2 protein-coding genes and 1 tRNA gene are annotated in these 1,170 nt (G+C 31.5%); all 3 read left to right on the top strand.

Annotation, left to right across the window (positions count from 1 at the left end; genetic code table 11):
• On the top strand, positions 1 to 664 hold a 664-nt coding region (locus tag EKL98_RS16670; RefSeq protein ID WP_126563209.1), incomplete at its 5' end, for a tyrosine-type recombinase/integrase.
• Between the two features lie 35 nt (positions 665 to 699).
• Positions 700 to 1,002: a ribosome hibernation-promoting factor, HPF/YfiA family gene (gene hpf, locus EKL98_RS16665; RefSeq protein ID WP_126563208.1), complete on the top strand. Its 303-nt coding sequence runs from the start codon at positions 700 to 702 to the stop codon at positions 1,000 to 1,002.
• A 91-nt stretch (positions 1,003 to 1,093) separates the two neighbouring features.
• Positions 1,094 to 1,167: transfer RNA gene (locus EKL98_RS16660), tRNA-Thr, on the top strand.
• Positions 1,168 to 1,170: the final 3 nt, after the last annotated feature.

Here is a 1,170-nt window from a genome sequence, read left to right as displayed (position 1 = left end):
AAAAGCGTATTATAAATTTCTATTAAAGACCAAACAAATTGAACTTAGCCCGATGCTGAAACACAAAGCTTTAAAAACTCCTAAAACACTTCAAATTCCGTTTTCGGAAAATGAACTTACAGCCGTTTTGGATCAAATACAAAATCCAGTAGGGTTCGAAGAAATTAGAGATAAACTTATAATAGACTTGTTTTATACTACGGGAATTCGACGTGCAGAATTAATTCATTTGAAAACGGTAAACGTCAATACGTCAAATCACACCATAAAAGTTCTAGGTAAAAGAAATAAGGAAAGAATTCTTCCGTTGTTACTAATTATTTCGCAACAATTAAATTTATATTTTTCAGAAAGAGCAGGTTTAGAGAAAGTTATGGATAGTGACTTTTTCTTTTTAACAAAAAAAGGATTAAAATTAAGTGAATCCTTTGTGTATCGATTAATAAATACATACTTTAGTACTGTCTCCGAGAAAGTAAAGAAAAGTCCCCATATATTAAGACACACATTTGCGACTCATCTTTTGAACAATGGAGCCGATTTAAATTCAGTAAAAGAATTATTAGGACATTCAAGTTTGGCATCGACACAAATATATACACATAGCAGTTTGTCAGAACTCAAAAAAGTCTATGAAGATGCCCATCCAAGAAATCTAAAATAATTCGAAAAATGTTTAACCAACTAAAAAAAATGATTATGAAGGTAGATGTTCACGCAGTTAACTTTACAGTTGACAGAAAACTAGTAGATTTTGTTCAAGAAAGAATGGTTAAATTGGAAAAATATTACGACAAAGTAGTATCTTCTGACGTTTATTTGAAAGTTGAAAAGACGAGTGACAAGGAAAATAAAATCGTAGAGATGAAAATAATTGTCCCGGGAGACGATTTTTTAGTAAAAAAACAATGCAAAACTTTTGAAGAAGCAATAGAGCTTGCGGCAGAATCTATAGAACGATTGTTGGTAAAAAGAAAAGAAAAAATCAATACACATAATTAATCTAAATTTTTCATAAAATTGTTTTGATTAAAAAACAAAAAGATATACATTTGCAGTCCGTTAGAAATAGCGGACTTTTTTTATTGTATTTGCCAGCGTAGCTCAGTTGGCTAGAGCAGCTGATTTGTAATCAGCAGGTCGTGGGTTCGAGTCCCTCCGCCGGCTCTT

Source organism: Flavobacterium bomense, from assembly GCF_003970355.1.
The sequence above is the reverse complement of the archived record's forward strand: the minus strand, read 5'-3'. Positions and strand labels throughout refer to the sequence as shown.